The organism is Cupriavidus pauculus, assembly GCF_003854935.1.
GTDB classification, from domain to species: domain Bacteria; phylum Pseudomonadota; class Gammaproteobacteria; order Burkholderiales; family Burkholderiaceae; genus Cupriavidus; species Cupriavidus pauculus_C.
Map to the genome: position 1 here is coordinate 2827400 of NZ_CP033969.1, position 11543 is coordinate 2838942.

Sequence of the window (11543 nt, forward strand, 5' to 3'; positions counted from 1 at the left end):
GTGACGACCGACCTTGCCCAGACCGGTAGCGCCCCCATCCGCGACGAACGCGACATCGTCCAGGCCCGCGCCGTGGTGCGCACCCTGACGTCGCAGCTGAAGTTCTCGCTGGTGGAGCAGACTAAGATGATTACGGCGGCCAGCGAGCTGGCCCGCAACACGATGGTGTACGGCGGCGGCGGCGAAATGCGCTGGGAGCTGCTGACCGAGGGCATGCGGCGCGGGCTGCGCCTGCATTTCGAGGACCGGGGCCCGGGCATTCCCGACGTCGAGCAGGCGCTCGTCGACGGGTGGACCTCGGGCGGCGGGCTGGGCATGGGCCTGTCCGGCGCGCGCCGGCTGGTCAACGACTTCCAGATCCGGACTCAAGTTGGCGAGGGAACCTGTGTCAGCATCACTCGGTGGAAGTAGGAACCACGGGCCGCACCTGGCCGTGCCGATGGGCGACCCCAGCCGCGTGGGCGAGGCCCGGCGGCATGCCGCCGAGATGGCCACCCGCCTGGGTTTCGACGCCACGCAGGCCGGCAAGCTGGCGCTGGCCGTCAACGAGTTGGGCAACAACCTGCTGCGCCACGCCACGGGCGGGCGCCTGCTGCTGGCCGCGCGCGAGCTGGCCGGCACGCTGGCCATCGAGCTGCTGTCGATCGACGACGGCCCCGGCATGGCCGACCTGCAAGCGTGCATGCGCGACGGGTTTTCCACGGCTGGCAGCGCCGGCCAGGGCCTGGGCGCGGTGCGCCGCATGGCCGACGACTTCGACGTCCATACGCGCGCCGGCGACGGCAGCCTGATCCTGGCCCGCTTCTACCGCGACCGCGAGCCCGGCGACCGCCCGCGCCGTCCCAACGGCGGCTTTGCCGTGGGCGCGGTCTGCCTGGCCGCGCCGGGCGAGCGCGTCAGCGGCGACGGCTGGAGCGTGGCCGTGCAGGATGACCGCGCCGACGTGGTGGTCGTGGACGGGCTGGGCCACGGCCCCGACGCCGCCGACGCCGCCATGGCCGCGCTGACCCTGTTCGACGTCCGGCACGGCGCCGCGCCGGGCGCCTACGTGGAACGCGCCCACGCCGCGCTGCGCGGCACGCGCGGGGCCGCCGTGGGCGCCTACCGGCTCGACCGCAACAGCCACCGCGTGCGCTTTGCCGGCGCGGGCAACATCCTCGGCCGCGTGATCTCCGGCATCGGCGACCGCACGCTGATCAGCCAGAACGGCACGGCCGGCCTGCACGTGCGCGCCGTGCAGGAGCAGGAAATGGAATGGCCGCAGCACGCGCTGGTGGTGCTGCACTCCGACGGCATCCAGTCGCGCTGGCAGTTCGACGACCCCACCCTGCTGCAGCGCGACCCGGCCATCGTGGCCGCCTTCGTCCTGTGGAAGTTCAGCCGCGGCCGCGACGACGCCACCGTGGTGGTGGTGCGCCGGGCGGAGCGCTGACCATGACCGTTTCAGATACGCTGCCAGACAACCTCCCCGCCATGCCAGACATGCCCGCCTCCGACCCCGCCCAGCGCGCCACCCCGGACGACATCGCCGCGCTGCGCGCCGCGCTGGACGCGCGCGACCAGGAAGTGCTGGCGCTGCGCGCCGAGATCGAGGAAACCAACCGGGGCGTGGTGGCGCTCTATTCCGAACTCGACATGCAGGCCGAGCAGCTACGCCAGGCCACCGAGCTGAAGAGCCGCTTCCTGGCCTACATGAGCCACGAGTTCCGCACCCCGATCGTGTCCATCCAGAGCATCACGCGGCTGCTGATGGACCGCGTGGACGGCCCGCTCACGGCCGAGCAGGAAAAACAGGTCAAGTTCGTGCGCGACACGGCGGCCGAGTTTGCCGAGATGGTCAACGACCTGCTGGACCTGGCCCGGCTGGAAGCGGGCCGCGTGGACGTGTCGCCCGCCTGGTTCGACATGGTCGCGCTGTTCGACGCGCTGCGCGGCATGTTCAAGCCCGTGCTGACCAACCCCGACGTGTCGCTGATCTTCGAGGAGCCGCACGGCGTGCCGAAGCTGTTCAGCGACGACCGCAAGGTGTCGCAGATCCTGCGCAACTACATCTCCAACGCGCTGAAGTTCACGCCCAGCGGCGAGGTGCGCATCGCGGCCACCTGCGAGGCGCCGGGCACGATCACGTTCTCGGTGCGCGATACCGGCATCGGCATCCCGCCAGAATCTCACTGCGAGGTGTTCCAGGATTTCGTGCAGATCGATTCGCCGCTGCAGCGGCGCTACCGGGGATCGGGCCTGGGCCTGGCGCTGTCCAAGCGGCTGGCCGAACTGCTGGGCGGCCACGTGGGCTTCGAGAGCCAGGTGGGCGTGGGATCGCGCTTCTTCGTGACGCTGCCCACCACGTTCCCGGCCGCCGACCTGGAACTGCCGGCGCGGCCGGCGGCAGCCGCCGGAGACCACCATGCCGGATGACCATCGCGACACCCGCCCCGCCCCCCAGGCCAGCCCGCTGGTGCTGGTGGTGGACGACAACCCGGTCACGCGCTACGCCACGGTGCGCGTGCTGACGGCGGCCGGCTATCGCACCATCGAGGCCGAGAGCGGCCAGGAGGCGCTGCAGCGGGCCGACCTGAGCGTGTCGGCTGTGGTCTTGGACGTGAACCTGCCCGACATCGACGGCTTCCAGGTCTGCCGCTCGCTGCGCAGCCGGCCCGAGACGGCCACCGTGCCCGTGGTGCACCTGTCCGCCACCTACGTGGCCGACTACGACAAGGTGCGCGGGCTGGACGCCGGCGCCAGCGCCTACCTGATCCATCCGGCCGAGCCGGGCGTGCTGGTGGCTACCATCGCGTCGCTGCTGCGCGCCAGCGCGGCCGAGCGGTCCATGCGCGAGAGCGAGGCCCGCTTCCGCGCGATCTACCACCAGGCCATCGGCGGTATCTGCACGCTGGACCTGGCCGGGCGGTTCGTCGACGTCAACCCGGCCATGCTGACCATGCTGGGGCGGCCCGAGGCCGAGCTGGTGGGCCAGCCCGTGGCCGCGTTCGCCCCGCCCGAGTTCCGCGAGAAGGTGGCCGAGGCCACCGGCCACACGGGCCAGACCGGCTGGCAGGGCACGTTCCCGCTGCGCGACGCGCGCGGCGAGACCATGCACCTGGAATGGAGCATCTCCGCCGTGCTGGAAACCGGCGTGAAGGTGGCCGTGGTGTCGAACATCACCGACCACGTCAACCTGGAACGCCAGCGCGAGCAGTTGATCGAGCGCGAACAGGCCGCGCGGGCCGCCGTGGAGCGGCTGAACCGGATGAAGGACGACTTCATCGCCATCCTGTCGCACGAACTGCGCAACCCGCTCAACGTGATTTCCGTCTGGACCCACGTGCTGGCGCGCCATATCGACTCCGAGGAAGGCCGCCGCGGGCTGGCCGCCGTGGAGCGCAACATCGCCATCCAGCGGCGGCTGGTGGCCGACCTGGTCGACGTGTCGATGCTGAACGTCGGCAAGATGAAGCTGGAACGCGAGCGCGTGAACCTGCCCGAGCTGGTGCGCAGCGCCGTGGACACGATGCAGACCCAGGCCGCCGAGCGCCACGTGACGCTGGACCTGCGGCTGGCGCCGACCGTGGCGATGTCCGCCTGGCTGGACGCCGCGCGCTTTCAGCAGATCCTGTGGAACCTGGTGTCCAACGCAATCAAGTTCTCGCCCGAGGACGGCACGGTGCAGATCGAGCTGTCGTCGGACGCCGACAACCTGCATCTGCGCGTGATCGACAACGGCCGCGGCATTCCGCAGGAATTCCTGCCGCTGCTGTTCGACCGCTTTACCCAGAGCGAGGACGCCAACCGGCGCAAGCACGGCGGGCTGGGCCTGGGGCTGGCCATCGTCAAGCACCTGGCCGAGATGCATGGCGGCACCGTGCAGGCGTCCAGCGCCGGCGTGGGCCTGGGCGCCACCTTCGAGGTAGTGATCCCGCTGATGCCGACCGCGCCGGCCGAAATGCTGCCGGCCCAGGAAAAGCCGGCGCTCAAGCAGTCGGTGCCGCTGACGGCGCTGGACGTGCTGATCGTGGAAGACGACGCCGACGCTGCCGCCGCGCTGTCGGCCATCCTGGTTGACTACGGCGCCCGGGTGCGCACGGCGCGCGACTGCGACGAGGCGCTGGACGCCGTGCAGCAGGCGGTGCCCGACCTCGTCATCAGCGACATCGGCCTGCCCGGCCGCGACGGCAACGACCTGATCCGCGAGATCCGCGTGCGCGAGGCCGTGGAGGTGCTGCCGCGCGTGCCGGCCGTGGCGCTGACCGCGTTCACCCGGCAGCAGGACCGCCGCGCCGCCATGGAATCGGGCTTCGACGCGGTCTGCGGCAAGCCGCTGCGGCTGCAGGAGCTGATGGATGCCATCGAGGTGGCGCTGACGCCGACGCGGTAGTCGTTGGCTTTGCATCTGTGCGTGGATGTGGCTTTAACGCCATATCGACGCATTCAAGCATTGTTGATCGTCGCCGCAACAATGTGTCGAAATCGTATCGACACGGCCATCTGTTGGAAATAACACACCAAAACGGCCTGGAAACGGCGCCCGACCCGCGCGGCGCTTGACGCCTCAATGGCCGGGGCCGCATTATTCCGCCCTGCCACACAAATGCGAATCGTTCGCATTTGTGTCTACATTTCCAATAAGAGCCATTCCTGTCATGACGTCCTGCCCGTCGCCGGCCCGCCGCCGGCCTTCCGCGCCTTCGCGCGTTCGTCCCATCGCCGCTTTTGCCCGTGCCGCCGTGCTGGCCGGTTTTCCGCTGTGCGGCACCGTGCTGGCCCAGACGGCGCCCGCCGACCAGGCGCTGCCGTCGGTGACCGTGAGCGCGCGGCAGGATGTCGACGTCGGCCCCCAACTGCAGAAGAAGGCGTCGGGCGGCGCGCTGGGCAGCCGCACGCAGCTCGACACGCCGTTCTCGACGACCGTGGTGGGCAGCGAGGACATGGCCGACCGCCAGGTGGCCAAGATCGGCGACGTGTTCTTCAACGACGCCTCGGTCTCGGACAACAGCAACGGCAACAACGCCTGGGCGGCCTACACCACCGTGCGCGGCCTGCAACTGGACTGGCGCAACGCGTACAAGATCAACGGCATGCCGTTCATCAGCTATGGCCTGACCCTGCCCTACGAGCAGCTTGAGCAGGTGGAGCTGCTGAAGGGCCCGAACGGCTTCATGTACGGCTTTGGCAACCCCGGCGGCACCATCAACTACGTCACCAAGCGTCCGACCGACCAGTTCACGGCCAGCGTGGAAGTGGGCTACCGTTCGTCGCACGTCTGGAGCGAGCACGTGGACGTGGGCGGCCGCGCCGGCCCCGACAACATGTTCGGCTACCGCCTGAACCTGACGCACGAGGAAGGCAAGCCGTCCAACGCCGTCGGGCTGAACCGCAACTCGGTGTCGCTGGGCCTGGACGCCCGTATCACGCGCGACCTGACCTGGACGTTCGACGGCATCTACCAGGACCGCAACACGTGGGGCGCCACGCCGTCGTTCTATACCGGCGGCATCACCAACGGCCAGCTTCCCGGCGTCATCAGCGGCCGCGGCGGCCTGCTGGGCGGCCCGGACACGCACTTCTACTCGAATCTGCAGTTCTACCAGACCGGCCTGCGCTACAACCTGAACCCGGACTGGACGGTCAGCACCAGCTACAGCTTCAGCAAGCAGTCCCGCAGCCGCAACGAGACCACGCTGTTCCTGACCGATGCATCGGGCGACTACACCAGCTCGCGCTACGACGGCGCCGAAAGCCAGCAGTTCAGCAACTGGACGACGATGGTCGAGGGCAAGTTCCGCACCGGCATCTTCCGCCACGAACTGGTGGCCGGCCTGAGCTGGCAGAAGCAGATCGACCGCTTCAGCAGCAACGCTTACAACAACTTCTCGCTGGCCGACGGCAACATCTACGGCCCGTACACGGGCGTCTACTGGAGCCAGACCGCATTCCAGAAGTACCGCGCCGGCGATACCACGCAGAAGGCCGCGTTCGTCAGCGACACCATGCACCTGAACGACCAGTGGTCGGTGCTGGCCGGCCTGCGCGTGACCAACTTCGAGCAGAACAGCTACAACGCCAACGGCGTGGGCAACACCAGCTACACCAAGAACGGCCTGGTCTCGCCGACGGCCGCGCTGATGTACAAGCCGTGGGCGTCTACCACGTTCTACGGCAGCTACGTGGAATCGTTCGACGGCGGCGGCGTGGTGGGCAGCACCTACCTCAATGCCGGCCAGGGCCTGACCCCGGCCAAGAGCCGCCAGTACGAAGTGGGCGTGAAGACCGACCAGGGCAAGTGGAACGCCACGGCCGCGCTGTTCCGCATCGAGCGCCGCAGCGAATTCACGCGCGACAACGGCGCCGGCGTGCTGCCGTCGTTCGTGCAGGACGGCCAGTCGGTCTACCAGGGCCTGGAACTGGCCGCGTCGTCGCGCATCGGATCGCAGTGGGAAATTGGCGGAAGTACGATGCTGCTGCATAGCGAGTACACCGAGGGCGACACCAACATCGGCAACCGCGTGGCGGGCGCGCCCAACTTCCTGCTGACCGGCCGCGTGGCATACCGCGTACCGTTCGTGCCGGGCCTGAAAGTAGGCGTGGATGGCAAGTACACCGGCCCGACCAAGCTCAACGCCTCCAACACGGCCACGCTGGGCGGCTACACGGTGTTCAACCTCGGCGCCACGTACAACACGCGCGTGGCCGGCAAGGACCTGACGCTGCGCGCCGCGCTGACCAACCTGACCAACAAGCGCTATTGGGGCTTCCAGTACGAGAACTACATCCAGCCGGCCGATCCGCGCGCCATCAGCCTGAGCGCCAAGATCGCCTACTGAACGTTCCATCGCTTGATCGTCTGATCGCTTGATCGTCTGATTACCAGATCGCCCGTCGGTCCGGTTCCGCGCCCGGTTCTGCCGGGCGCTCTGCATTCCCCGCCTTGCGCACGCGCGTCGGCCGTTTCCTGAGACGGTCGGCGTCGCCCTTCTTCGCCTCCCCTTCCCATTTCCATCGTAGTTCTACGAGTTCGTACATCTGAGAGTCGTTCGGAAGCTTGTCCGTGGACTACGGCGAGGTCTTTTCTCGCAACTTGGAGGCACCTTTCGTATTTCTACGATTCCCCGCCCCTACCCAGATTCCTAGCATTGCCATCAAGGAAATCGCGGGGACCAGGTACGTCCACAACCCGCGCGGCATGTTCAGCAAGCGCGCCCCCCGGATTCCCGAGCCAGAGCGAGTCATCTCGCGCTTTATGAATTGACGCATGACCCCACTTCGGCCGCGCCTTCCTGCGGCATAACCGGGCCGCGTCACGTTGCAACTTCTGTTGGGTTTCTCAACCATGAACAAGAATCGGTATCGCCGCGTATTCAGCAAGCATCTCGGCATGCTTGTGGCCGTTGCGGAGAATGTGAAGAGCCGCGGCAAGGCGCCGGGTGAAGGCAGCGCCGCGGAGGCATCGCCCCAACTGGGCGTGGTATCGGCGATGACGGCCATCGCCCTCGCCCTGTTTGCCTGGGACATGGATGAGGTCCGTGCCCAAGGACTGCCGACCCAGGGCAACGTCGTGGCTGGCCAGGCCACCATCTCGCAGCCGAACGGCTCGACGATGACGATCAATCAGGGCAGCCAGCGCGCTGTCATCGACTGGAACAGCTTCAGCATCGGCCAGGGCAACACGGTCCAGTTCAACCAGCCCAACGCACAGGCCCAGGCGCTGAACCGCGTCACGGGTGGGCTCCCCTCCAATATCCACGGCTCGCTGCTCGCCAACGGGCAGGTGCTGATCCAGAACGCCAACGGCGTGCTGTTCGGACGCGGCGCAGTGGTCAATGTCGGCTCGCTGCTGGCCACCACCAAGTCCATCGACTCCAACGCCTTCATGGCCGGCAGCCCGCTGGCACTGAGTGCCACCGGCACGCAGGCCGGCATCATCAACGAAGGTTCGATCAACGCCCAAGGCTATGTGACCTTCATGGGCGACCAGGTCCGCAACGCGGGCGACATCAAGACCGGCCCGGGCGGACAAGTCCTGCTGGCCGCTGGCGATAGCGCCACGGTCGCGCTGCACAACGGCCAGGGCATCTCGCTGGTGCTCAACGACGCCACCGCCAACGCGCTGGCGGAAAACAGCGGCAACATCCATGCACAAGACGGCACGGTCCTCATTACCGCGCGCGGCAAGGACACGCTGCTGAACACGGTGGTGAACCTGTCCGGTGTGGTCCGCGCCGGCACGGTCGTGGCCGACGCCGGCAAGACCGGCGACGTGGTCATGACCGGCAGCATCGACGCCTCGAACCGCAACGGCGGCCAGGGCGGCACGGTGGTACTGGCCGGCGACCGCGTCGGCCTGTTCGACAGCGCCTCGATCGACGCTTCGGGCGACTCGGCTGGCGGCAAGGTGATCCTTGGTGGCGATTCGCTCGGCAAGCTGGAAGGCACCGAAGCGCGCAAGCTGCTGCAGGACGGTGCTGGCTTCGCCAACTTTACGCAGGTGGGCGTTAACGCGCGGGTCGATGCCGGTGCACGGCATGGCGATGGCGGGTTCGTGGAAACCTCGGCTCACAACCTCAACGTCCAAGGCACGGTGACCGCCTCAACGCCGAACGGCAAGTCTGGCGAATGGTTGATCGATCCGACCGATATCACTATCGGCACAGGTAACGATGCTGGCTACAGCGGTAGCGTCTCGGGCGGCTTCACGCCCACGGGCAGCACTGCCACGGTTCGCAACACGTCCATCAACGACGCCCTGAACGCAGGCACCGACGTCACGATCACCACGGCCAGCTCAGGTACGGCGGCCGGGAATATCGTGCAGAGCGCCGGTGCCGACATTACAAAGACCGGCGGCGGCGCGGCGAATCTCACGCTGGTGGCAAACAGATCGATTACCCTCAACGGCAATATCACGTCCACCTCCGATGCGCTGAATCTGAATCTGACCTCGGGGATGGGCGGCGGATATGGCACCGTTTTCCAAGCAAGCGGCAGAACCATCGACTTGAATGGCGGACGGTTAACGGCGTACGGGGACACGACAAGCGCCTCAAGCGGCCATGCCATCAACATAAGCGGCACCCTGGCAAATATCGGCGGCGGCACCATTACGGGCTTTAGCGCCGGCAGCATTGGCGTGTATATGAACACCGCCCTGACGCAGGTGGGTGGCAGCCTCTCCATCTATGGCAGTTCCCGCTCGCAGACCGGCATCTATATTGACAACGGATCCAACCTTACGATCTCCGGAGGCTCGCAACTGGTCATCAATGGGGACGGTGGCGGCTACGACGGCATCATGCACCGCGGCGTTCTTACCCTCAATGATGATGCCGCCGTCAGCTTGATTGGCAACACGACGGGCAATTTGTACTCGGGCATTCGTCTCAACACGCTCAAGATTACAGTCAACAACAACGCCTCGCTGGATATCGAAGGCCGCTCCACGGGCTCAGGAATCGACTCGCAAGCCGTGACGATCCTGGGTGGCAATTACGCGACCAGCAGCATCTCGGTCTCGGGCAACGGGGTCGTCAACATTACCGGCGTAGGCAACTACGCGGAAGGTATTCGAGCCTGCGGTCCGACGTCTATCAATATCTCGGACAACGGCGCGGTGAACCTCACCGGTACATCGAACAACGAGTCAGGCATATGGTTCGACACACTTCGGTATGACCTTCAGAACAACGCCACGCTGAATCTCAGCGGCAGCGGTAACGGAACGAATCCCGAATGGGCCGGCGTGGCTATCCTTGGCCAAGGATCCATGTCCGGAGACAGCAAGCTGACAGTCAACGGCGACGGACCCAAGGCCGCCGGTGTACGTTGGCAAGGTACGTTGAATATGTCGGGAAACGCGACCGTCGACATGACCGGCCAGTCGGATACCCAGGACGGCGTACTGATCCAAACCGTCATCAACGCCACTGACGATGCTCGAATCAACGTTTCGGGCACGTCGCGCGCCAACACCGCCACCTCAGCCGGCGTGCGCTTCGCATCCAACTCCAGCCTGAATCTCTCTGGAAACGTGAAGACCGACATCACTGGCGATTCGCGGTACCGCGAAGGGGTCCATTTCCAGGGTGGCGTCAACATCACCGACAACGCCTACATGAACGCTACCGGCACCTCCAGCGGTGGCGGTGACGCGGGCATCGGCGTGCGCGTGGGCACCACCAGCAACATTACCGTGAACGGCAACGGTACTGCCGTCCTGACGGGCGCCGCCCCCGACGGCCGCGACCACGCGCTAGAAGGCCGCATGCGGGTAAACGGAAACGGTGCCATCCACATCCTGACCGGCGATCGCGTCGCGCCTACCGATGGCAACGGCAACGGCCCGGACGGTAACGGCGCGGACGGTGGCAACGGCTCCGACGGTGGTAACGGCACCGACGGCGGCAATGGCTCCGACGGTGGCAATGGCACGGACGGTGGCAACGGCTCCGACGGTGGCAACGGCTCCGACGGTGGCAACGGCTCCGACGGTGGCAACGGCTCCGACGGTGGCAACGGCTCCGACGGTGGCAACGGCTCCGACGGTGGCAACGGCTCCGACGGTGGCAACGGCTCCGACGGTGGCAATGGCACGGACGGTGGCAACGGCTCCGACGGTGGCAACGGCTCCGACGGTGGCAATGGCGCGGACGGTGGCAACGGCTCCGATGGTGGCAATGGCTCCGACGGCGGCAACGGCACCGACGGTGGCAATGGCTCCGACGGCGGCAATGGCACTGACGGTGGCAACGGCACCGATGGTGGCAACGGCTCCGACGGTGGTAACGGCTCGAACGGTGGCAACGGCTCCGACGGCGGCGACAAGACGCCTGACGGTGGTTCGGACGGCTCAGGCGGTTCGGGCTCGGGTGGCTCCAACTCGGGCGCCACGGCCGGTGCGATCCTGGGCGCGGTTGGCGCAGGCGGTATCCTTGCCTACGTGATCGACGACCTGGCCGACGCAAGCTGGTACCTCGATGCCCCGGTGCCCCTGACCGTCGAGTCCGACGAGGACAAGGCGTGGGGAGGTGCGCTGATGTCGGGTGCCACCGTGGAGGTGAAGGGCACGACTGCCATTGTCCAGGTGAAGACACGCACCGGCACGGTCGAGCGGGTCCTGACCCTGCAGGACGGCGCCAACGGCACCAAGCACTTCGTCTACGAGGACCCCGTCACCAAGACCAAGGCCGATCTGGCGGTGAACATGGAGACACGCGAGTTCTTCTACACCGAAGCCGGTGCCCCGAACGGCAAGCGATACGTCGTGAAGAGCCACGGCTGGCTGAAGAACGGCACGCCCTCAAAAGCTGCCGCTCCGGCAAGCTGATTGCGGGCTCTCAACTAGAAGCTACTAGCTAGCATCTGCCTGTAGGAAAACGATGTGCCGGTGTCGAAAGACGTCGGCACATCGTCCTTTTCCGAGGGGCAATCAGAATCTGTTGGCCCCCGACTCCACTTCCCGAGTCATCGTAGTTCTACGAAATATTTCACCGGGCTCTGCGCAGACCCCCGTCGCTTCGCGACGCTGCGACATTCTCATGCAACCCCGCTGCGTG

General features: G+C 66.8%; 6 protein-coding genes. All 6 read left to right on the forward strand.

The window, feature by feature from the left end; genetic code table 11:
- Nucleotides 1-411: an anti-sigma regulatory factor gene (locus EHF44_RS14525; RefSeq protein ID WP_253699850.1), complete on the forward strand. Its 411-nt coding sequence runs from the start codon at nt 1-3 to the stop codon at nt 409-411.
- A complete protein-coding gene (locus EHF44_RS14530; protein WP_253699852.1) occupies nt 386-1432 on the forward strand; it encodes an ATP-binding SpoIIE family protein phosphatase in 1047 nt (348 codons plus the stop codon). The genes EHF44_RS14525 and EHF44_RS14530 overlap by 26 nt, the downstream gene beginning before the upstream one ends.
- A gap of 50 nt (nt 1433-1482) precedes the next feature.
- Nucleotides 1483-2415, forward strand: coding sequence for a sensor histidine kinase (locus EHF44_RS14535; protein ID WP_216643983.1), 933 nt, complete (start codon nt 1483-1485; stop codon nt 2413-2415).
- Entirely contained in the window at nt 2405-4372 is a 1968-nt protein-coding gene (locus EHF44_RS14540) for a hybrid sensor histidine kinase/response regulator (protein WP_124684312.1), read from the forward strand. The genes EHF44_RS14535 and EHF44_RS14540 overlap by 11 nt, the downstream gene beginning before the upstream one ends.
- Nucleotides 4373-4637: 265 nt before the next feature.
- Nucleotides 4638-6818, forward strand: a complete 2181-nt coding sequence (locus EHF44_RS14545; protein ID WP_124684313.1) for a TonB-dependent siderophore receptor — start codon at nt 4638-4640, stop codon at nt 6816-6818.
- A gap of 506 nt (nt 6819-7324) precedes the next feature.
- The gene (locus EHF44_RS14550) at nt 7325-11314 is read left to right on the forward strand and encodes a two-partner secretion domain-containing protein (RefSeq protein WP_124684314.1); all 3990 of its coding nucleotides are present in this window, start codon (nt 7325-7327) and stop codon (nt 11312-11314) included.
- Nucleotides 11315-11543: the final 229 nt, after the last annotated feature.

Bases quoted from the DNA above. Each gene is read 5' to 3' on its own strand.
- EHF44_RS14540 (WP_124684312.1), top strand. From the start codon at position 2,405: ATGCCGGATGACCATCGCGACACCCGCCCCGCCCCCCAGGCCAGCCCG.
- EHF44_RS14535 (WP_216643983.1), top strand. From the start codon at position 1,483: ATGCCCGCCTCCGACCCCGCCCAGCGCGCCACCCCGGACGACATCGCC.
- EHF44_RS14550 (WP_124684314.1), top strand. From the start codon at position 7,325: ATGAACAAGAATCGGTATCGCCGCGTATTCAGCAAGCATCTCGGCATG.
- EHF44_RS14545 (WP_124684313.1), top strand. From the start codon at position 4,638: ATGACGTCCTGCCCGTCGCCGGCCCGCCGCCGGCCTTCCGCGCCTTCG.